20 protein-coding genes are annotated in these 20,448 nt (G+C 75.3%); 8 read left to right on the top strand and 12 right to left on the bottom strand.

What is annotated here, in order from left to right; all coding sequences use genetic code 11:
• Window positions 1–5: 5 nt before the first annotated feature.
• The 4 genes from K2F47_RS35095 to K2F47_RS35080 form a co-directional block, all read right to left on the bottom strand.
• Window positions 6–779, bottom strand: coding sequence for a methylated-DNA--[protein]-cysteine S-methyltransferase (locus tag K2F47_RS35095; RefSeq protein WP_272497905.1), 774 nt, complete (start codon window positions 777–779; stop codon window positions 6–8).
• A complete protein-coding gene (locus K2F47_RS35090; protein ID WP_242910467.1) occupies window positions 776–1,483 on the bottom strand; it encodes an RNA polymerase sigma factor in 708 nt (235 codons plus the stop codon). Before K2F47_RS35090 ends, K2F47_RS35095 begins: the two co-directional genes overlap by 4 nt.
• A 79-nt stretch (window positions 1,484–1,562) precedes the next feature.
• The gene (locus K2F47_RS35085; protein WP_242910466.1) at window positions 1,563–2,228 is read right to left on the bottom strand and encodes a response regulator; all 666 of its coding nucleotides are present in this window, start codon (window positions 2,226–2,228) and stop codon (window positions 1,563–1,565) included.
• Entirely contained in the window at window positions 2,225–3,733 is a 1,509-nt protein-coding gene (locus K2F47_RS35080; protein ID WP_242910465.1) for a sensor histidine kinase, read from the bottom strand. The genes K2F47_RS35085 and K2F47_RS35080 overlap by 4 nt, the downstream gene beginning before the upstream one ends.
• Window positions 3,734–3,864: 131 nt before the next feature.
• On the opposite strand from K2F47_RS35080, the gene K2F47_RS41085 reads away from it, so the two are divergent.
• Both K2F47_RS41085 and K2F47_RS35070 read left to right on the top strand, forming a co-directional pair.
• Window positions 3,865–5,712 carry a sensor histidine kinase gene (locus K2F47_RS41085; RefSeq protein ID WP_308198520.1) on the top strand — a complete coding sequence of 616 codons (1,848 nt, stop codon included), beginning with the start codon at window positions 3,865–3,867 and terminating at the stop codon, window positions 5,710–5,712.
• Entirely contained in the window at window positions 5,709–6,386 is a 678-nt protein-coding gene (locus K2F47_RS35070; RefSeq protein WP_242910464.1) for a response regulator, read from the top strand. Before K2F47_RS41085 ends, K2F47_RS35070 begins: the two co-directional genes overlap by 4 nt.
• A gap of 73 nt (window positions 6,387–6,459) precedes the next feature.
• Here the strand turns inward: K2F47_RS35070 and K2F47_RS35065 are convergent, their stop codons facing one another.
• The 6 genes from K2F47_RS35065 to K2F47_RS35040 form a co-directional block, all read right to left on the bottom strand.
• The gene (locus K2F47_RS35065; protein ID WP_242910463.1) at window positions 6,460–7,296 is read right to left on the bottom strand and encodes an ABC transporter permease; all 837 of its coding nucleotides are present in this window, start codon (window positions 7,294–7,296) and stop codon (window positions 6,460–6,462) included.
• On the bottom strand, window positions 7,293–8,237 hold the full coding sequence (locus K2F47_RS35060; protein WP_242910462.1) for an ABC transporter ATP-binding protein: 945 nt from the start codon (window positions 8,235–8,237) through the stop codon (window positions 7,293–7,295). Before K2F47_RS35060 ends, K2F47_RS35065 begins: the two co-directional genes overlap by 4 nt.
• Window positions 8,238–8,426: 189 nt before the next feature.
• The gene (locus K2F47_RS35055; protein WP_242910461.1) at window positions 8,427–9,203 is read right to left on the bottom strand and encodes a phosphatase PAP2 family protein; all 777 of its coding nucleotides are present in this window, start codon (window positions 9,201–9,203) and stop codon (window positions 8,427–8,429) included.
• A gap of 147 nt (window positions 9,204–9,350) precedes the next feature.
• Window positions 9,351–10,022 (bottom strand): DedA family protein, encoded by a 672-nt coding sequence (locus K2F47_RS35050; protein ID WP_242910460.1) that lies wholly within the window; start codon window positions 10,020–10,022, stop codon window positions 9,351–9,353.
• A gap of 566 nt (window positions 10,023–10,588) precedes the next feature.
• Window positions 10,589–11,656 (bottom strand): tyrosine-type recombinase/integrase, encoded by a 1,068-nt coding sequence (locus K2F47_RS35045; protein WP_242910459.1) that lies wholly within the window; start codon window positions 11,654–11,656, stop codon window positions 10,589–10,591.
• Window positions 11,657–11,730: 74 nt separating this feature from the next.
• A complete protein-coding gene (locus K2F47_RS35040; RefSeq protein WP_242910458.1) occupies window positions 11,731–12,669 on the bottom strand; it encodes an NADP-dependent oxidoreductase in 939 nt (312 codons plus the stop codon).
• Window positions 12,670–12,807: 138 nt separating this feature from the next.
• Here K2F47_RS35040 and K2F47_RS35035 point away from each other — a divergent pair, with 138 nt between their 5' ends.
• The 5 genes from K2F47_RS35035 to K2F47_RS35015 all read left to right on the top strand — a co-directional run bounded on the left by K2F47_RS35035 (window position 12,808) and on the right by K2F47_RS35015 (window position 17,604).
• Entirely contained in the window at window positions 12,808–13,269 is a 462-nt protein-coding gene (locus K2F47_RS35035) for a hypothetical protein (RefSeq protein ID WP_242910457.1), read from the top strand.
• A 47-nt stretch (window positions 13,270–13,316) separates the two neighbouring features.
• Window positions 13,317–14,030: a DUF72 domain-containing protein gene (locus K2F47_RS35030; RefSeq protein WP_242910456.1), complete on the top strand. Its 714-nt coding sequence runs from the start codon at window positions 13,317–13,319 to the stop codon at window positions 14,028–14,030.
• 168 nt (window positions 14,031–14,198) lie between these two features.
• Window positions 14,199–14,657 carry a helix-turn-helix transcriptional regulator gene (locus K2F47_RS35025; protein WP_443611979.1) on the top strand — a complete coding sequence of 153 codons (459 nt, stop codon included), beginning with the start codon at window positions 14,199–14,201 and terminating at the stop codon, window positions 14,655–14,657.
• 4 nt (window positions 14,658–14,661) lie between these two features.
• Window positions 14,662–15,075, top strand: a complete 414-nt coding sequence (locus K2F47_RS35020; protein WP_242910454.1) for a VOC family protein — start codon at window positions 14,662–14,664, stop codon at window positions 15,073–15,075.
• A gap of 135 nt (window positions 15,076–15,210) precedes the next feature.
• Window positions 15,211–17,604: an ATP-binding cassette domain-containing protein gene (locus tag K2F47_RS35015; protein WP_372490966.1), complete on the top strand. Its 2,394-nt coding sequence runs from the start codon at window positions 15,211–15,213 to the stop codon at window positions 17,602–17,604.
• An 18-nt stretch (window positions 17,605–17,622) separates the two neighbouring features.
• Here the strand turns inward: K2F47_RS35015 and K2F47_RS35010 are convergent, their stop codons facing one another.
• Entirely contained in the window at window positions 17,623–18,945 is a 1,323-nt protein-coding gene (locus tag K2F47_RS35010; RefSeq protein ID WP_242910453.1) for a cytochrome P450, read from the bottom strand.
• A 384-nt stretch (window positions 18,946–19,329) separates the two neighbouring features.
• On the opposite strand from K2F47_RS35010, the gene K2F47_RS35005 reads away from it, so the two are divergent.
• The gene (locus K2F47_RS35005) at window positions 19,330–19,935 is read left to right on the top strand and encodes a hypothetical protein (RefSeq protein ID WP_242910452.1); all 606 of its coding nucleotides are present in this window, start codon (window positions 19,330–19,332) and stop codon (window positions 19,933–19,935) included.
• Window positions 19,936–20,022: 87 nt separating this feature from the next.
• Here the strand turns inward: K2F47_RS35005 and K2F47_RS35000 are convergent, their stop codons facing one another.
• Complete coding sequence (locus K2F47_RS35000) at window positions 20,023–20,301, bottom strand: hypothetical protein (RefSeq protein ID WP_242910451.1); 279 nt, start codon at window positions 20,299–20,301, stop codon at window positions 20,023–20,025.
• Window positions 20,302–20,448: the final 147 nt, after the last annotated feature.

The raw sequence follows: 20,448 nt of genomic DNA, 5'->3' as shown, positions 1-20,448 counted from the left end.
GGGGGTCAGGCGGGTTGGGGTTCGCCGGGGCGGCAGTGCAGGCAGGGCCGGTATCCGGCGGCGAGCGCGGCCGTGAGGCCGGGGAACCCGTGCCGGTGGGCGGGGGTGATGCGGCGGGCGTCGGCGCAGGTGGGGTAGCAGACGATGCCGGTGGTGTCGCTGCCGATGAGGCGGATGCCGCGGGCGGCGAGGGCGGCGACCTCGTCGAGGTCGACGTTCTCGGCGCGCAGCAGCCGCGCCTTGGCCTCGGCGCCGAACACGTAGTCGCCGACGGCGCCGTCGGAGCGGGTGACGCGGTGGCAGGGGATCAGCAGCGGGACGGGGTTGCGGCCGAGCGCGGACCCGGCGGCGCGGACGGCGCGGGGGCTCCCGGCCTGCCGCGCGACCCAGGCGTAGGGGCGGGTCTGGCCGCGGGGGATGGTGGCGGTGGCGCGCAGCACGGCGGCCTCGAAGTCGGTGAGGCCGCGCAGGTCCAGCGGGAGCCCGGCGAGGCGTCCGGTGCGCAGGGCGGGGACGAGCCCGGCGGGGGGCCGGTCGGCGGGCAGCAGCGGGCGGGCGAACCGGGCGCGGAACGCGGCGGCGAAGGCGGGTTCGTCCATGCCGGCGCGCAGGAACGCGACGCCGTGGTCGGTGAAGGCGACCTGGAGGTCCTCCAGGGGGCCGGGGACGTGGACGCGGCGGGCGGCGATGCGGTCCAGCAGCCCGGCGGGCGCGTCGGCGGCCAGTCCGGCGAGGTCGGCGGCCAGCGGATCGGCGCCGGTGGTGGGGTGGTGGTTCATGGGGTGCCCCCTTGCGTGTGGTGGCGCGGGTGGTGGTGGGCTGCGGGATCGTGGGGTGCGGGCTCGTGGGCGGCGGGGCCGGTGCGGGCGGCGTGGAGGGCGCGCAGGCGGGCCAGGCCGCGGGAGATGTGGGATTTGACGGTGCCCTCGGGGAGGTCGAGGACGGTGGCGATCTCGGCGACGGGCAGGTCGGTGACGTGCCGCAGGACGACGGCGGCGCGTTGCGCGGCGGGCAGGCCCTCCAGCAGCGCGGCGAGTTCGCGGCGGGTCTCGTGGCGGGCGGCGGCGGCCTCGACGGGTTCGGCGGGGTCGGGCGGGTCGGGGGCGTCCTCCAGCGGGCCGGGCGGGGGGCGGCGGGCGGCGGTGCGCAGCCCGTTGCGCCACAGGTTCGTCAGGATCGTCAGCAGCCAGGCGCGGGGCCGCAGTTCGGTGATCCGTTCGGTGCCGTAGCCGCACAGGGCGCGGTAGGCGCGCAGGAACGCCTCGGCGGCCAGGTCCTCGGCCTCGGCCCAGCGGCCGGTGAGCCGCAGGGCGGTGGAGAACACCGCCCCCCGGTACGCCTCGTACAGGGCGGCGAACCCGGCGTCGAGGTCGCGGGCGAGCGCCGCGGTGACCTGCGCGGCCGTGGCCTCGGCGGCCGTCGCGCCGCCGCCGGTGCCGGGGTGCGGCGCGTCCGCGCGTGCCTGGTGGGTGGTTTCGTCCATGACCGTCACATCTGTTCGAACACCGCCGTGACCTGTCCGGTTGCACCGGCTGGGCCCCGGTCCGCGGCGGCGGGCGGTGTCAGCCGAGCCAGCCGGGGCGGATCATGCCGGTCTCGTAGGCCAGGACGACGAGTTGGGCGCGGTCCCTGGCCCCCAGTTTGGCCAGGATACGGCTGACGTGGGTCTTGGCGGTGGCGGGGGACAGGACGAGCCGTCCGGCGATCTCCTCGTTGGACAGGCCGGTGGCGACGAGCCCGAGGACCTCGCGTTCGCGGTCGGTGAGCGCCGACAGTTCGGCGGCGGGCGGCGGTTCGGTGATGCGGGAGGCGAACTCGGCGATGAGGCGGCGGGTGACGGTGGGGGCCAGCAGCGCGTCGCCGCGCGCGACGACCCGGACGCCGTGGATGAGTTCGGGGGGTTCGGTGTCCTTGACGAGGAATCCGCTGGCGCCGGCCTTGATCGCGCCGTAGACGTAGTCGTCGAGGTCGAAGGTGGTGAGGATGACGACGCGGACGGTCTCCAGCCGCGGGTCGGCCATGATGCGGCGGGTGGCCTCTAGGCCGTCCAGGACGGGCATGCGGATGTCCATGAGGACGACGTCGGGGCGGAGGTCGCCGGCGAGGCGGACGGCCTGGTCGCCGTCCCCGGCCTCGGCGACGATCTCGATGTCGTCCTCGCCCTCCAGGATCGACCGGAACCCGGCCCGTACCAGGGTCTGGTCGTCGGCCAGCAGCACCCGGATCACGTGTTCTCCTCGGTTGTCTCGTGCGGGCCGCCGAGCGGCAGCCGTGCCCATACCCGGAACCCGCCGCCGGGGCGGGGTCCGGCGGTCAGTTCGCCGCCGACGGCGGCGGCGCGTTCGCGCATGCCGCGCAGCCCGTTCCCGCGCGCGCCCTCGTCGCCGATCGCGTCGCCGGTGCCGTCGCTGGTGCGGGGGGTGGTGGCGGTGCCGTCGTCGTCGATCTGCACGATCACCGTGTCGGCGGTGCGGAAGACGCGGACGGTGGCGGTGGCGGCTCCGGCGTGGCGGACGGTGTTGGTGAGCGCCTCCTGCACGATGCGGTAGGCGGCGAGCCCGACGGGCGGGGGGAGGTCGGCCAGCCGCGCGCCGACGCCGCCCGGGCCGCCGCCGGTGTCGGCGGCGGTGTCGTCGCTGGTGGGGGCGAGGTCGCCGGCGCGGTGGACGGTCAGCCCGGCCGCGGCGGTCTGGCGGAGCAGGTCGTCGATGCGGGCGAGGGTCGGTGCGGGCTCGACGGGGCTGCCCCCGCGCCCGGGCCCGCCCGGGGTGTCGGGGGCGTCGTCGTCGACCTGGCGGAGGACGCCGAGGACGCCGCGGAGTTCCCGCAGCGTCTCCTTGCTCGCGGCTTTGATCGCCTCGAGGGCGGCGTAGGCGCGGTCGGTGTCGTCGCGGCGGTGCAGGGCCGCGCCGGCCTGGACGTTGATGAGGGAGATCTGGTGGGCGAGGACGTCGTGGAGTTCGCGGGCGATCCGCAGCCGTTCCTGGGTGGCGCGGCGGCGGGCCTCCTCCTCGCGGCTCCGTTCGGCCTCGGCGGCGCGGCGTTCGGCGGCCTCGGCGCGGTCGCGGCGGCTGCGGACGTACTGCCCGAGCCCGATGGTGATCAGCAGGCCGAGGGTGAGGGAGGTCACGCCGCGGGCGTCGACGATGGCCTGGGGGTCGTCGCCGCCGTCGTGCCCGCGGCCCAGGGACGCGGCGAGGAACCCGGCGTTGACGACGATGACGGCGCCCAGCGACACCGCGAGGCGGCATTCGACGGCGGCGTTGAACAGCGCGACCAGGAACACGAACGCCAGCGGCCCGTCGGGGTAGCCGAGCGGGTAGTACAGCGGGGGCCCGAGGGTCGCGGCGACCAGCAGCAGGAGGGGGTGGCGGCGGCGCAGCGCGAGGGGGACGGTGGTGAGGACGATCAGGACGAGGCCGCCGGGCCACAGGGGCCGGTCCTCGGGGCCGGTGGCGACGGCGCTCATCACGACGGTGACCAGCAGCGCGCCGACGGCCAGGGCGATGTCGGCGTCGCGGACGTGCGGCGGGGAGGGCGGGCGCCGCGCGGGCAGCAGCCCCGCGAGCGGCCGCACCACCCGCCGCACCCGCCCTGGGGCGCGCGTCGGTTCGGCGCTGTGGGGCCCGGGGGTGTCGGTGCCGGGGGTGTCGGGGGGTCCGGCCGTGGTTCCCGCCGGTCGGGGGGCGGGTCCGGCCGCCGGTTCCGGCCGGGGCGGTCGGGTGTCGGTCACGGGCCCCAACCTAGTTCAGAGCGGGGTGCGGCGAGGCCGGGACGCCCGCGCGGGCGGCCGCGGAAGTGGGGGCGGCGATCCTTGACTTTCGTCGGTGTCGGCGCTGTTCACCGGCTTGTAGCGTGGGTCGGGTGAGCGAGTGGGGTGCCGGTGTCCGGGCCGGTGTGGTGCGGGGGGCGCCGGCGCGGGTGGCCGCGTGGGTGGCCGCGCGGGTGCCGCCGCCGGGGGAGGTGCGGGCGCGGCTGCGGCGTCCGACGCGGGCGGCGCGGGTCAGGGACGCGTTGCTGTTCGCGGTGCCGGCGCTGCCGGTGGTGGGCGGGCCGATGCTGCCGGTCACCGGGGACGCGGGCTGGTGGGTGCAGGCGGGCGGGCTCGCGGTGTGGGCGGCGGCGGTGGTGCTGTCGCGGGTGTGGCCGCTGGCGGCGGTGTGGGCGGTGCTGGGGTTGCTGCTGGTGAGCGGCAACTACGTGTTCGGGGTGCCGGTGGCGTCGTATCTGGCGGGGCGGCGGATGCGGGGGTCGCGTCCGGTGCTGTGGACGTTCTCGGGCGTGTTCGTCGGGTGGACGCTGTTCCAGCTGGTGCGGGGCGTGCAGGTGACGACCTGGTTCCCGTTGACGATCTGGCTGGTGCTGCTGGGCGTCCTGCCGTGGCTGGTGGGCCGGTACTGGCAGCAGTACCAGGAGCTGCTGCGGGCGGGGTGGGAGCGCGCGGACCGGCTGGAGCGCGAGCAGCGGATCATCGCCGACCGGGAGCGGCTGCGCGAGCGCGCCCGGATCGCGCAGGACATGCACGACTCGCTGGGGCACGAGCTGGCGTTGATCGCGGTGCGGGCGGGGGCGTTGCAGGTCTCGGCGGGGCTGGACGAGCGGCACCGGCGCGCGGCGGCGGAGCTGCGGGCGGGCGCGGCGGAGGCGACCGAGCACCTGCGGGAGATCATCGGTGTGCTGCGGGAGGACGGCGGTGCCGCGCCCGCCGCGGACGCGGCCGGCGGGGAGGCCGGTGCGGGGGAGGTGGAGGGCGGGCCGCGGATCCGCCCGGCCCGGGAGGGCATCGGCGACCTGGTGGAGCGGGCGCGGGCGTCGGGCGTCCCGATCCGCCTGGCCCCCACCGGCGACGGTGACGGCCAGGAGAGCGGTGGCGGGGGCGGTGTGACGGCGGTGGAGGCCGGGGAGGTCGCGGGGCTGGTGCGGCTGGCGGCGCACCGGGTCGTCCAGGAGGGCATCACCAACGCGGCCAAGCACGCGCCGGGCGCTGCGGTGACGGTGTCGGTGACCCGCCGCGCGGACGCGGACGGGCACGGGGTGATCTGTGTGCGGGTGGTGAACGAGCCGCCGGAGCGGCCGCCGCTGCTGCCCTCGGGCGGCGGGCGCGGGCTGACGGGGCTGGCCGAGCGGGTCCGGGTGGCGGGCGGGACGCTGCGGGCGGGCCCCTCGCGCGGCGGCGGGTTCGAGGTCGTCGCGGAGATGCCCGAGGCGCCCACGGCGCCCGCCGCGCCGCACGACCCCGCCGGCTCCACCACCGACGGGGACGGCCCGGCCAGTGAGGGGGGCCGGGGGGAGTGGGCGTCGGAGTCGGCGCGGCATCTGGCGCGCGAGCGCCGCCAGGTGCGGCGCGGGCTGGTCACGGCGATCGCGGTCCCGGCCGGGTTGATCATGGTGCTGTCGACGGTGATGGTCGGCTACTACGTCCGCGCGACCTACACCTCGGAGCTGAGACCGGCCGACTACGACGCGCTGCGCGTGGGGGACCCGCAGGCGCGGGTGGAGCGGGTGCTTCCCGAGCGGGAGGCGATGGGGGTGAGCGAGGTCCGCGAGCGGGTGCCCGAGCCGGTGGGCGCGGACTGCCGCTACTACCGTCCCAACACCAACCTGCTGGGCCTGGCGCACGTGTACCGGCTGTGCTTCGCGGGCGGCACACTGATCGGGAAGGACACCTACCGGACCGGGCAGGGCGCGACGATCGGGGAGGACGAGGGGTGATCAGGGTTCTGCTCGCCGACGACGAGGCGATGATCCGCGCGGGGGTGCGGGCGATCCTGTCGGCCGACGCGGGGATCGAGGTGGTCGCGGAGGCCGCCGACGGGCGCGAGGCGGTGGAGTCGGCGCTGGCGCACCGCCCGGACGTGGCGCTGCTGGACATCCGCATGCCGCGGCTGGACGGGCTGGCCGCCGCCGCCGAGCTGAACCGGCTGGCCCCGGCCACCGGCGTGATCATGTTGACGACGTTCGGTGAGGACGAGTACATCGCGCGGGCCCTGTCGGGCGGCGCGAGCGGGTTCCTGCTGAAGTCGGGGGACCCGCGGGAGCTGATCGCGGGGGTCCGCGCGGTCGCGGGCGGCGCCGCGTACCTGTCGCCGCAGGTCGCCCACCGGGTGATCACCGAGCTCGGCGGGGGGCGGATGGCGGGCGGGGCGCGGGCGCGGGAGCGCACCGACGGGCTGACGCCGCGGGAGCGGCAGGTGCTGGCGCTGCTGGGCGCGGGCCTGTCCAACGCGGAGATCGCGCGGCGGCTGCACGTGGTGGAGGGGACGGTGAAGGCGTACGTGAGCGCGATCCTGACGCGCCTGGACGTCCGCAACCGGGTGCAGGCGGCGGTGCTGGCGTACGAGGCGGGCCTGGTCGACGGCATCGACGAGACCCCGCGTCCCGCCTGACCCCCTTGAGGGACGCGGCGCGCCCGCGCCCCGGGAAGGCCCGGGGCGCGGCGTCCGCTCCCCCGAGGGCGGGTCAGGCGTCGCGGCGGCGCAGGACGGTGATCCCGCCGGCGAGCGCGGCGGCGGTCCAGGCGGTGAGGATCGCCAGCCCGGCGGCCGCGGGGTAGGGGGCGTCCTCGCCGCTGAGGAAGTGGCGGCCGGCGCTGCTGGGCAGCGCGTCCGCGACGTGCACCAGCACCCTCGAGCCGCTGTTGGCCAGCGTCAGCGGCAGCACCATCAGGAACAGGAACGCGGTGGTGAGGGTCGCGGCGGTGCTGCGCAGCATCGCCCCCACGCCCAGGATCATGAGGCTGACCAGCGCCAGGTAGACGCCGGTGGCGGGCGCGTCGCGGGCGAGGCCGGCGGCGCTCAGCCGCCCCCACTCGCCGAGGAGGGGGTAGGCGGTGGCGGTCCCGGCGAGGGCCAGCACGGTCCCGGTCGGGAGCACCACGGCCGCGACGACGGCGCCCTTGGCCAGCAGCATCCGCGCGCGGACGGGCACCCACTGGAGGGTCGCGCGGACGGCGCCGGTCGCGTACTCGCCGGTGATGACCAGGATCGCGAGGGTCAGCACGACGAACTGCACCATGTCCACCGACCCGGTCGCGACGCCGCTGGCCGACACCACCCCGGGCGGGTCCTCGGCGGCGGGGTCGGTGTTGGCGCCGACCGTCGCCGTCGCCATGATCACGCACATCAGGACCATCATGAGCAGCGACCCGGCCAGGCCCCACCAGGTGGAGCGGACCGACCACAGCTTGGTCCACTCGGCGGCGACCGCGCCGCGCGTCCCGCCGCCCCTCACGTGCGCCGCGCGCGTCGCGTGCGGCGCGTCCTGGACGTCGGCGGTCAGGGGGGCGTCGGTGGTCATCGGGTGGTCTCCGCTCGGGGGGTGGTCGCGCCGTACTCGACGCTGGTGCCGGTCAGTTCCATGTACGCCTCCTCCAGGGACGCCTTGACCTCGGTGAGCTCCAGGACGGGCGCGCCGATGGCGTGGGCGGCCAGCCCGACCTCCTCCAGGGGCAGCCCGGTCACCAGCAGCTCCCCGTCGGCGACGCGGGCGACCTCGGCGGCCCCCGCGCTCCCCGGGGTCTGGTCGGTCAGGCGGGCGGCCAGACCCCGGGCGTCGGGGCTGCGGACCCGGACGGCGTTGCGGGAGCTGCCCGCGATGACCTCGGCGACCGGCGCGTCGGCGATCAGCCGGCCCTTCCCGATCACCACGAGCCGGTCGGCGGTGAGCTGCATCTCGCTCATGAGGTGGCTGGAGACGAACACGGTGCGCCCCTCGGCGGCCAGCGACCGCATCAGGCCCCGCACCCACCGGACGCCGTCGGGGTCCAGGCCGTTGACGGGCTCGTCGAACATCAGCACCGCCGGGTCGCCCAGCAGCGCCCCGGCGATGCCGAGCCGCTGCCCCATGCCGAGGGAGTAGGACCCGGCCCGCTTCCCGGCGACGCGCTCGAGCCCGACCGTGGCGAGGACCTCCTCGACGCGGCGGGCGGGGATGCCGTTGCTGCGCGCCATGGCCAGCAGGTGCCGCCGCGCGGACCGCCCGGGGTGGACGGCGCCGGCGTCCAGCAGCGCCCCCACCTCCCGGAGCGGGTGCCGCAGCGCGCCGTAGGGGCGCCCGCCGACCAGGGCGTGCCCGGCGGTGGGACGGTCCAGGCCGAGGATCATCCGCATCGTCGTGGATTTTCCTGCGCCGTTGGGTCCGAGGAACCCGGTGACGCGCCCCGGCGCGATGTCCAGGGTGAGGTCCCGCACGGCGGTGGTGTCCCCGTAGCGTTTCGTCAGCCGCCGCAATGTGATCATCAAGCCTCCCGGCCGCGGTGTCGTCGTGGCACCGACGCTAGGAGGCGGGGCGGGCCCCGCGCAGTGCGCGATCGTCGCCCCGCCCCCCTGACTTTCGTCAGGCCCTCCCGGTCACGGCGGGGAGGCAGGGCGGCGCGGGCCGGTCATGGGAAACGGGCCGGGCCCGGGCCCGGCCTCTCCGGGGTGGCGTCAGGGCAGCGGGGGCCGCCCGGGGGCGCCGCGCACCGCGCCCCCCACGTCGGGCATCGTGACCGCCGCGTCACCGCCCGCCGCGCCGGAGGCCGCGCCCACCGGGACGGCCGGACGCGGCACCCCCGGCTCGCCCACATCACCGTGATCGACGGGGGACACGGGGGAGGGGCCGGCGGGGGAGGGGCCGAGCAGGACCGCGCCCGCCGGAACGTTCCGCAGCCGCACCACCAGCGGCGCCGCGGCCCGCACCAGCAGCACCGCCGTCACCGGCGCGACCAGGCACCCCACCGCGAACCCGGCGGCGACGTCGTGGGGGTAGTGCACTCCGACGAACACGCGGGAGAGGGCCATCAGCGCCGCCAGCGGCAGCACCAGCGGCGCCGTCGCCCGCCAGGCCACCACGAGCGCCGCCGCCGAGCCCGCCGCGATCGTCGCGTGGTTGCTCGGGAACGACCAGTCGCCCGGCGCCGGACACGCCGCGATGTGCACCGCGCCCGCCACCGCCCGGCAGGGCCGCTCCTCCCGCAGGTACCCCTTGGACACCTCACTGACCAGGTACGCGGCGACCATCGCGACCGGCGCCGCCAGCGCCAGGCCCATCGCCCGGGCGTCCGCGCCGCGCGCCCGCCACCAGCCGGCCGCGAACAGCACGACGAACAGCAGCAGCCCCGCGTCCGTCCCGACCTCGGCGAAGGTGTGCGCCCACGGCGGTGTGCCGTAGGCGAACCCGGTGATGTCCCGGTACAGGTCGACGCTGACGTCGGGCGCTCGCATGCTCTCCCTCACGGTCGCGGGTGGTCCCCCCGGAGAAATGCGACCCCGGAAGAACCACCAAAGTTCATCTTTTGTTCACCTTTCGCCAAGACTGTCATGGCCCGGCGGCCGCCCGCCGAGGTTTCGCCCCGGTTCACACCGAACGCTTCACACGGACGCGCGACGCGTCCCCGACGCCTCTCCCGCCCCCTCCGGGGCATCCGGCGTGTCCGGCGCGTCGCGCCGGGCGCGGCGGTACCGCAGGAAACGGACCCCCTCGACGACCCCCGTCACCGCCAGCGCCAACCCGAGCCCCACCGCGACGCCCTTGATCGGGTCGTCCTCGAACGCGACACCGCCGAGGTAGCCCAGCAGCGTCCCGTACACCGCCCACGACACCGCCGCGATCGCCGCGAACGGGGTGAAGGACCGCAGCGGATACCGGATCACGCCCATCGTCATCGTCACCGCCGTCCGCCCGCCCGGCACGTACCGCGCCACGACCAGGATCAGCCCCCCGCGCTCGTCCATCGTCCGCCGCGCCCACGCGAACGCGGTATGCCGCCGCGTCCCCGGCCGCAGCGCCCGGGTCAGCCGCGCCCCCGACCCGCGCCCGATGAAGTAGGCGACATGGTCGCCGACGAACGCGCCCGCCGCCGCCAGCACGACCACCAGCACCGGCTCGGGCCGCCCCGACGCCGCGTACACCCCCGCGGTGATCACCATGCTCTCGCTGGGCACCACGGGGAAGAACCCGTCGAGCGCGGCGACCGCGAACAACGCCAGGTAGAACCAGGGCGAGGTCACCGCCGTGTGCAGGAAGTCCACAACACCGTCCATGCCACGACCGTAGGAAACGGGCACCCCCGCCGGCATCGGACGGAAGACCGGAACCACCCCCGACTTTCGGCAGTACACGACCCGCCCCCGGCACATCCCTGAGGGGGAGACCCCCGCCGCTCCACCGCCCACCCTGGTCCGGGACCGGCGCTGGCTCTCCCGAGTGACGCGCCGCGCCCCCGGTCTCTACCGTTCCACCCCGGCGGCCCGGACGTCGCGGCGGCCCGGCGACGACTCGTCCCGACCCCCGACGACCCCCGGCGCCATCGCGGGCCGGTGGCCGACTGGGGCTCCGACGGTGTCGACGTCGCCCTGGAGAACCGCGTCAGCCCGAAGCGCAGGGGGCAGCGCGGGCGCCGGCCCGGCGAAGCGAGGTTCCCGCCGATCGCGGAGATCCCATGGCGGGACGGGACGGGCGCGTACATCAGGCCGTGGGCGCGCGCCACGCGGTCGAGACCGGTCGCGGGCCGGTGCCCCCACCGCGCCGCCTCGGCCGCGCCGCACCGGCCGCGCCGCGCCGCGGTCGATCGGTGTGGCCGCCCGTCCAGGCGCCACTCGGGCTCTGTTCAGCCGCCGCGCTGGGCGCGGCCCTCCACCGGGCCCAGGAGCGGGTGGACGCGCATCGCCGCCTCCAGTTCGCCCGGCAGCTCGTCCCGGTAGCGGCCCAGCGTCGACAGGTCGGCGTGGCCCAGCACCCGCCGCACCGCGTCCATGTCCGTCGCCGCCGCCAGCAGGTGCGTCGCCGTCGTGTGCCGCAGCCCGTGCGGCGTCACCCCCCGCCGCCGGCCCGGCTCCACCCGCGCCAGCACCCGGTCGATGACCGCCTGCACGTCCCCGCGCGCCAACCGCCGCCCCCGCCACGACAGCAGCAGCGCCTTGGGCTCGCGGCCCCGGTCCAGCAGCCGCCGCCCCTGCTCCAGGTAGGCGTCCAGGACCTCCGCCACCGGCGCCGGCAGCGGCACGTCCCGCGTCCGCCCGCCCTTGCCGAAGATCCGCCAGTACCGCGTCCCGGCGTTGACGAAGAAGTCCTCGGCGTTGGCGCGCGTCAGCTCCGACACCCGCGGGCCCACCGCCGCCAGCAGCAGCACGATCAGCCCGTCCCGCAGCTCCGTCCGCTGGTCGTGGCGGCCCCGCGCCGCCGGCGCCGTCTCCACCAGGTCGTGGGCCGCGCCCAGCAGCCCCTCCGCCTGCTCGACGGTCAGCGCCCTGCGCTCGGCCCGCAACCCGCCCCGGTGCCGCGGCCGCAGCGTCACCGCCCCCATCGGATCGAGCTGCACCCACCCCGCCACCAGCGCGTGCCGGAAGAACGCCGACACCGAACGCCGGAACCGCGCCTGCGACGCCGCGCTCTGCGACGGCCTCCCGTCCGCGGGCAGGGGGACCGCCGCGGCGGGGGAGCGGCGCCCGTCGGGTTTGCGCGCGAACCGCAGCAGCACCGCGTCGACGTCCTCACCCGTCAGATCGTCCAGCACCCGCTCGCGCCCCGCCAGCTCCGCGAACGTCACCACGTCACGCGCGTACACCTCCGCCGTCCCGGACGCCAGCGCGCCCGTGGACCTCTTCGCCCGGACCATCTCCACATACCGGTCGGCCGTCTCGCCCACCGTCAGCCGCTGAACATCACTCGGACGCACCCGCCGCACGCTACCGGCCCCCACCGACAGAACCCACCGGGACGCCGCACCCCGCCCCCCACGCGCCGAGCCCCTCAGGACGCGCCGGAACGCCCCGACTCCGACCCGACCAGCAACACGATCTTCCCGCGCACCCCGCCCGCCTCCCCGACCCGATGCGCCTCCGCCACCTCCGCCAGCGGAAACACCCGCCCCACCGGAACTGTGAACCGGCCCGACTCCACCAGCCCACCGACCTCGGAGATCACATACAGCGCACGACCCCCCTCACCCCCGCTGAACCGCACCCCGTGCCGCCGCGCCCCCTCCACGTCAGCGACCGTCACCACCCGCCCGGCACCCCCCGCCAGCTCGACCAGCTCCGGCAGCACACCGCTGCCCGCCACGTCCAACGCCGCATCCACCCCGCCCGGAGCGACCGCCCGCACCCGCTCCGCCATCCCCGGCCCGTAGGCGACGGGCTCGGCGCCCCACGCCCGCAACCGCCCATGACCGGCCGGCCCCCCGACCCCGATCACCCGCGCGCCCCGCGCCACCGCCAGCTGCACGGCCGCGCTACCGACCGACCCCGTCGCGCCGTTGACCAGCACCGTCCCACCCGCCCCACCCGCACCGACACCCAACGCGTCAAGGCCGCGCGCCGCCGTCTCCGCCGCCACCGGCAACGCGGCCGCCTCGGCGAACCCCAGCGACGGCGGCACCGGCGCGAACCACGACAGCACCGCCAGCTCCGCCTGCGCACCGCCCACCGACGAGAACCCGAACACCCGGTCACCCACCGCGACACCGGCGACGCCCGCGCCGACCTCGTCGACCACCCCCGCCGCCTCATACCCCAACCGCTGCGGAAGCCCCCGCTCCATCAGACCCCGCCGCTTCCGCCAGTCACTCGCGTTCACCCCCGCGGCCCGCACCGCGACCCGCACCTCCCCGGGCCCCGGACGCGGCGCCGCGACCTCCACGACCTCCAGCACCTCCGGCCCCCCGAACCGCTCGAACACGACCGCCCTCATCCCGCACTCCCTCCACCCGAGCCGCCCACCGGCCACCTCCGCAGCCTGACGCGCGCCGCTGCCAGACCACGCACACGACGCTGGCACACCCCTGACACCCCGCACCCCGACCTACCCGCCCCCTCTAGGATCACCACCGTGACCGACCGGCATCTCTTCGAGCAGGCCGCCGAGGTCGTCCGGGGAGCGGCCCCACCCGACCTCGGCCCCCCGCACCTGCACGTCCGCCACAACGGCCTCAAGGTCTGGTTCGGCGACCCCGCACCCCAACGCGAGCACTACGAGGCCCAGATCATCCCCGCCGACCTCGCCCCCGGCGCCCGCACCCGCGCCCTGGAGATCGGCTTCCACGCCGAACACCCCGCCGAACCCGACAACACCGCCGCCCTCGACCGCCTCCTCACCGCCGAACCCGCCTGGCGCCGCGCCCTCGGCGACGACCCCGCCGCCGGCGCCTTCCTCGGCCGCGCCACCTGGCGCCGCGTCTCGGAGACCTGGCCCGACCCCGACCTGGACGCCCCCGACGTCCCCTTCGAGATCGGCGTCCGCCTCCTCGACTACATCCGCGCCCTGGAACCCCACCGCCCCGCATCCCCCTGACCCGACCGCCGTGACCGAAAGGCCGCGTCCGGGGTAGGGGAGGGGCCGTGATACTCGTCGGCACCTCCGGATGGCAGTACACCGACTGGCGGGACGTCCTCTACCCGCCGGGCCTCCCGCAACGACGCTGGCTCCCGCGCTACGCCGAGGAGTTCGGCACCGTGGAGAACAACAACGCCTTCTACCGGCTGCCCGGCCGCGCGACGTTCCAGCGCTGGCACGACGCCGTCCCGCCCGGGTTCGTCATGGCGGTCAAGGCCAGCCGGTTCCTCACCCACATGAAGCGGCTGCGCGACCCCGCCGAGCCCGTCGCCCGGCTGATGGAGGCGGCCGGGGGACTGGGCGGCACGCTCGGGCCCGTCCTGCTGCAACTCCCGCCGACGCTGCGCAGCGAGCCCGACCGCCTCGACGCGTGCCTGCGCCGCTTCCCGGGCGGCGTCCGCGTGGCGGTCGAGCCCCGGCACCCGTCCTGGTGGACGCCGCGGGTCCGGCGCGTGCTGGAGGACAACGGCGCCGCGCTGTGCTGGGCCGACCGGCGCGGCAGGCCCGTCACGCCGCTGTGGCGGACGGCCGACTGGGTCTACCTGCGCCTGCACGAGGGCGCCGCGTCCCCGCGGCCGCAGTACGGGGACCGGGCGCTGGCGTCGTGGGCGCGGCGCCTGCCGCCGGGGGAGGACGCCTACGTCTACTTCAACAACGACCCGGGCGGCGCGGCCGTCCGCAACGCCCGGCGGTTCCTCGAACTGGCGTCCGCGACATGACCCGCGCGACGCCCGCCCAAGAACCGACAAATCGCCCAAATAGGAATAATCTACGCAAAGCAGACAGAACCCATATTCTGTTCGGTTACCGGACACGCCAGAACGACCACCCCCGACAGCGGGGAAGGGGCGCACCCGGCGTGACATGACACCGCGTGACATGGCACGATTCCGCAGGTGACCAGCACCCCCGACGACACCCGCCACCTGCGCGACCTCGCGCTGCTGCGCCGCGTCCGCGACCGCATCGACCGGGAGTACGCGCGGCCGCTGGACGTCGAGGCGCTCGCCCGGGGCGTGAACATGTCGGCGGGGCACCTCAGCCGCCAGTTCCGCCGCGCCTACGGAGAGTCGCCCTACGGGTACCTCATGACGCGGCGCATCGAACGCGCGATGGCGCTGCTGCGCCGCGGCGACCTCAGCGTCACCGACGTGTGCTTCGCGGTGGGCTGCTCGTCCCTGGGCACCTTCAGCACGCGTTTCACCGAACTGGTGGGCGTGCCGCCCAGCGTCTACCGGCGGCGGTCGGCGCGCGCGACGGCGGGCATGCCCTCCTGCGTGGCGCAGCGGGTGACCCGACCGATCAGGAATCGAGAAGCGCGGCCCGCCGGGCGCCGCCTAGCGTGACGGCATGGACATCACCATTCACGCCAGCTTCCTCCCGCACGACGACCCGGACGCCTCGCTGGCCTTCTACCGCGACGTCCTCGGGTTCGAGGTCCGCGACGACGTCGGCTACGACGGGATGCGGTGGATCACGGTCGGGCCGCCCGGGCAGCCGGGCACCTCGATCGTGCTCCAGCCGCCGGTGGTCCCGGGCTGCGGCGTCACCGACGAGGAGAGCCGGGTGATCGTGGAGATGATGGCGAAGGGCACCTACGCCGGGGTCAACCTGGCCACCCGCGACCTGGACGGGACGTTCGCGCGGGTCCAGGCCGGTGCGGCGGAGGTCGTGCAGGAGCCGACCGAGCAGCCCTACGGGGTGCGGGACTGCGCGTTCCGGGACCCGGCGGGGAACCTGGTCCGCATCCAGGAGGTGCGCTGAGGCGCCGCCCGCCCCGGCACGCTCCCCGGAGCCGGGGTGGTGCCGGGTGGTGCCGCCGGTCGGGTAGACAGGGCGTCCGGCCAGGGGAAACGGGACGCGGACGTCCCTGCGACGCAGACCAGTGAGGGAGACTCGATGAGCATGGCCACGGGACCGGACGGGCGGCCGGCGGACGCGCCGCACGTCGCCGACGGCCACGACATGATCCGCGTGCACGGCGCGCGGGAGAACAACCTGAAGGACGTCAGCGTCGAGATCCCCAAGCGGCGGCTGACGGTGTTCACCGGCGTGTCGGGGTCGGGGAAGAGCTCGCTGGTGTTCGACACGATCGCCGCGGAGTCCCAGCGGATGATCAACGAGACCTACAGCGCGTTCGTGCAGGGGTTCATGCCGTCGCTGGGGCGCCCGGAGGTCGACGTCCTGGAGGGCCTGACGACGGCGATCATCGTGGACCAGCAGCGGCTGGGCGCCGATCCGCGGTCGACGGTGGGGACGGCGACCGACGCGAACGCGATGCTGCGGATCCTGTTCAGCCGGCTCGGGACGCCGCACGCGGGGTCGCCGAACGCGTTCTCCTTCAACGTCCCGTCGGTGCGGGCGAGCGGCGCGATCACGGTGGAGCGCGGCGGCGGGAAGACGGTGCGGCAGACGTTCACGCGGACCGGGGGGATGTGCCCGGCGTGCGAGGGGCGCGGGACGGTGTCCGACATCGACCTGACGCAGCTGTTCGACGAGTCCAAATCGCTGCTCGAGGGCGCGATCACCGTGCCCGGCTACAAGGTGGACGGCTGGTGGACGGTGGGGGTGTTCACCGAGTCTGGGTTCCTGGACCCACACAAGCCGATCCGCGAGTACGGCGCCGCCGAGCTGCACGACTTCCTGTACCGCGAGCCGACCAAGGTGAAGATCAAGGGCGTCAACCTCACCTACGAGGGCCTGGTCCCGAAGGTGCGCAAGTCGCTGCTGTCCAAGGACCGGGAGGCGATGCAGCCGCACGTGCGGGCGTTCGTGGACCGGGCGGTGACGTTCACGGCGTGCCCCGAGTGCGGGGGGACGCGGTTGAGCGAGGCGGCGCGGTCGTCGCGGATCGGCGGGGTGAGCATCGCCGACGCGTGCGCGATGCAGATCAGCGACCTGGCGGAGTGGGTCGGGGGGCTGGCGGAGCCGTCGGTGGCGCCGCTGCTGGGGACGCTGCGGCGGACGCTGGAGTCGTTCGTGGAGATCGGGCTGGGGTACCTGTCGCTGGACCGGCCGTCGGGGACGCTGTCGGGCGGTGAGGCGCAGCGGGTGAAGATGATCCGGCACCTGGGGTCGTCGCTGACCGACACGACGTATGTGTTCGACGAGCCGACGATCGGGTTGCACCCGCACGACGTCCAGCGGATGAACGCGCTGCTGCTGCGGTTGCGGGACAAGGGCAACACGGTGCTGGTGGTGGAGCACAAGCCGGAGACGATCGCGATCGCCGACCACGTGGTGGACCTGGGGCCGGGCGCGGGAGCGGCGGGCGGGACGGTGTGCTTCGAGGGGAGCGTGGCGGGGCTGCGGTCGGCGGGGACGTTGACGGGCCGGCATCTGGACGACCGGGCGGCGGTGAAGGAGCGGGTGCGGGCGCCGTCGGGGACGCTGGAGATCCGGGGCGCGTCGGCGAACAACCTGCGGGACGTGGACGTGGACGTCCCGCTGGGGGTGCTGGTGGTGGTGACCGGGGTGGCGGGGTCGGGGAAGAGCTCGCTGGTGTACGGGTCGATGCCGGCGGGGGCGGGCGTGGTGTCGGTGGACCAGGAGCCGATCCGCGGGTCGCGGCGCAGCAACCCGGCGACCTACACCAAGCTCCTGGACCCGATCCGCAAGGCGTTCGCGAGGGCCAACGGGGTGAAGCCGGCGCTGTTCAGCGCGAACTCCGAGGGCGCGTGCCCGGCGTGCAAGGGCGCGGGTGTGCTGTACATGGACCTGGCGATGATGGCGGGGGTCGCGACGCCGTGCGAGGAGTGCGAGGGGCGCCGGTTCGAGGCGTCGGTGCTGGAGCACCGGCTGGGCGGCCGGGACATCAGCGAGGTCCTGGCGATGTCGGTGGAGGAGGCGGAGGGGTTCTTCGGCGCCGGTGAGGCGCGGACGCCGGCGGCGCACGCGATCCTGCGGCGGCTATCGGAGGTGGGGCTGGGGTATCTAAGCCTGGGTCAGCCGTTGACGACGCTGTCGGGCGGTGAGCGGCAGCGCCTGAAGCTGGCCACGCACATGGCGGACCGGGGCGGGGTGTATGTGCTGGACGAGCCGACGACGGGTCTGCACCTGGCGGATGTGGAGCAGCTGCTGGGGCTGCTGGACCGGCTGGTGGACGCGGGCAAGTCGGTGATCGTGGTGGAGCACCACCAGGCGGTGATGGCGCACGCGGACTGGATCATCGATCTGGGTCCGGGTGCCGGTCATGACGGGGGGCGGGTGGTGTTCGAGGGGACGCCCGCGGACCTGGTGGCGGCGCGGTCGACGGTGACGGGCGAGCACCTGGCGGCCTACGTCGGCGCGTGACCGAGGTGCCCGGCCCGGTCACCGCCGCGTGAGGACGAAGCGCGCGTTCTCCCGGGGCCGGAGCGTGAGCCCGAGGGTGGGGCGCGCGGACGGCGACCCCTGCACCTCCAGGCGGAACCGGCTCAGGACCGCGGCGAGGATCATCTGGACCTCGGCGAGGAAGAAGGGCTTGCCCACGCACGCGTGCGGGCCGCCGCCGAAGGTGAGGTAGGCGAAGGTGGGCCGCCGCGCGCCGCGCCCGTGCCGGGTCTCGTGCCGGGCGGGGTCGAACTCCAGCGGCCGGTCCCACACGTGCGGGAGCCGGTTGGTGAGGTAGGGGCTCATCACGATCAGCCCGCCGCCCCTCACCGGGACGCCGCCGACGACGTCGTCGGCGACGATGGTGCGGGGGAGCATCCAGCCCGGGGGATACAGGCGCAGCAGCTCCAACGCGGTGTTGCGGGCGTAGGCCAGTTCGGCCAGGTGCGCGCCGGTGAGCGGGCCGTCGCCGACGACGCGGTCGATCTCGTCCTGGAGCGCCTCCCGGACCTGCGGGTTGTGGTCGAGGATCGTCCACAGGAACGTCATCGCGATCGTGGTGGTCTCGGTGCCCGCGACGAACAGCGACACCATCCCGTCGCGGAGTTCGCGGAGGGTGAAGGCCCGCCCGTCGGGCATCCGGGCCTCCAGCAGCCGGGACACGATGTCGGGGCCGTCGGGTCCGGCGGCGCGGGCCGCGCGGACGATGGGGAACACCAGCTCGTCGACGCCGCGCCGCGCGCGGCGGAACGCGGCGTCGCCGAGGAACGGCACCCGGTTGGGGACGAAGGGGAACATCAGTCGGGGGCGGACCGACGCGGACGCGGCCATCAGGCGCGCGCCGAGCAGGTCCGCCTCCGCGTTGCTGATCTTGTCGCCGATCAGGACGCGGGTGATGATGCGGCAGACGAGGCGGGCCATCTCGGCGCCCGCGTCCAGGGGGCGGCCCGCGGCGCCGCGGGCGGCCATCTCCTCGACGGCGGCGGTGACGGCGGCGGCCATCTCGTCGGCGAAGTCCCGGATGCTCGGCCCGGACACCAGCCGCGCGAACACCTCCCGTTTGGTCCACCACCGGTCGTCGCTGGAGTCGCCGATCAGCCGGGCGAGGGGCCGCCACAGCCATCCCTCGCGGACGTAGTTGTCGCGGTTGTGGATGAGGACGTGTTCGAGGTCGGCGGGTGCGGTCACCAGCCAGGGGCGCATGCCGCCGAGGTTGAGCCGCACCGGGTCGCCTCCGGACACGACGCCGATCCGGTCGACCGCCCCCAGCGGGTCGCGCAGCAGTGCCGGGGCGAGCACGCGGAAGGGGATCGTTCGTGTCAAGGGAGAGCCTCCTCGTCCCGGGCCGTCCGGGCCGCACGGCGCGCGAACCGGAAACAACGGACGTTCGGTGTGGACAGCTCAAATATCCCTGGGCGCGTGTCCGGCGAGGAGTTCCCGAACGGTGAGGTTGATCCTTCCCGCCCGACCCCGCGCCGAGCCCACCGCACCGGACTCACCGCCGACCGGCCCGCCGAGTGACCTGGCGCCGGTCGCGGCGCGCGCTCGACGGCGCGGATCGCACGGAAGGTCGATGTCCGGCCGTTTCGCCGCCCCTGTCCTGGGCCGATCGAGATGGTCGATAATGTACATTATGTAAAGTAGACCGTGTCGAGGGGCTCGGCCGCACGGCATGCTCCCCCCGGAGCGGATGGCTACGATTCCCGGGTGACCTGCGGTGAAGGATCGGCGCTCGGCGCGCGGGCGGCGCGCCGTCTCGCCGCGACGGGGCTCTGGCGGATCGAGCCCGGGCTGACCGGCGCCGAGTTCTCCCGCGTCGAGCGGGAGTTCGGCTTCGAGTTCTCCGATGATCATCGGGCGTTCCTCGCGGCGGGGCTGCCGGCCGGTTCTCCCCCGCCCGAGCCCGGGGTGTCCCAGAGCGCGGCGCCCTGGCCCGACTGGCGCGGCGGCGACCCCGACGAGCTGCGCGCGAGGCTGGACTGGCCGGTGGACGGCGTCCTCTTCGACGTCGGGCACGGCTACTGGGATGACGGCTGGGGCGACCGGCCGGACGACGAGGCCGAGGCGCTGGTTCGAGCGCGCCGGGGCCTCGCCGTGGTTCCGCGCATGGTCCCCGTCTTCGGCCACCGGTACCTGCCGGCCGGACGCGGAACCTCCGGGCACCCGGTCCTGTCGATGCACCAGACGGACATCATCTACTACGGCACCGACCTCGACGACTACATCCGGCGCGAGTTCGACGACTCGGATCCGGGCATCGATGCGGACTGGGTGCCGACGGCCGTGGTCCCCTTCTGGCGTGACTTCCTCTGAGATATCAGGGGTCCCCGTCGCTGGTTCGGCGGCGCCTCTCCCCCGGTTCTGGTTTCTTTTCTCGGCGCGGGTGGCGCTTGTCGGCGTTTATGTCCAGTAGACCCACAGGTCCCAGGTTCCCCCGTTGGGCCGGCAGTCGAATTCCAGGCCGAGGTAGACCTCGTATGCGCGGCCGCCTTTGTTGCATTCGGACAGGTTGAGGTAGTTGGCCATCTTCTTCCACTTCCCCGGGGTGGAGATCAGGCCAGGTCCGTTCGCGGTGGCCGGTGTGGGCGCCTGGTAAGCGGCGGCCTCGGTGACGGTTCCGGCCGTTAACAGGGTGGCGCCGATCAGGACCGAAATTATTCCCCGCCGTATCGTGTTCATGGTGGTTCCTTTCTCATCGCCGTGTTCTTTTGATTCGTCCCAGAATGGCCGTCGGGTCGGGGTGGCGCAACCGTGGGCGCGGGGCGGCGGGGGCGTGTTCCGGGTGGGGCGGGGGGCGTGGGGTGATTGCTGCGCGGGGCGGGGTGA

The sequence above is a fragment of the Actinomadura terrae genome (assembly GCF_022751215.1).
Taxonomy (GTDB): domain Bacteria; phylum Actinomycetota; class Actinomycetes; order Streptosporangiales; family Streptosporangiaceae; genus Spirillospora; species Spirillospora terrae.
Note: the sequence above shows the minus strand (reverse complement) of the source record. Positions and strands in the feature narration are given on the sequence as shown.